The sequence below is a fragment of the Bradyrhizobium sp. Kon56 genome (assembly GCF_055807635.1).
On the sequence record NZ_JBVVOU010000463.1, the window covers coordinates 1 to 263 of the forward strand.

1 protein-coding gene is annotated in these 263 nt (G+C 68.8%); it reads right to left on the reverse strand.

What is annotated here, in order from left to right:
• On the reverse strand, positions 1-203 hold a 203-nt coding region (locus AC0L3B_RS39670; protein ID WP_473383325.1), incomplete at its 3' end, for a DUF3325 domain-containing protein.
• Positions 204-263 lie beyond the last annotated feature (60 nt).

Below are 263 nucleotides of genomic sequence, written 5' to 3' on the forward strand. Positions count from 1 at the left end.
TACCACTCCACCAGGCCCTGGCCCCAACCCGTGGTGGCCACCGCCGGCCAGGGCGACAGCGTCAGCAGCAACCAGCCGACCCCGCGCAACACCAGACGCCGTGCAGGCGAAGGTTTGCGGCGCAGCAACTCGCCGTGATGACGGTCGGTCGACAGGCACAGCGCGGTAAACCCGGCGTAGCACAGGAGCAGCGCGAGCAGCATTCAGCCGGCCTCCTGCTTGAGCGTCAATGAACGGGCGCGTTCAGCCTGGGGCCTTGAGCC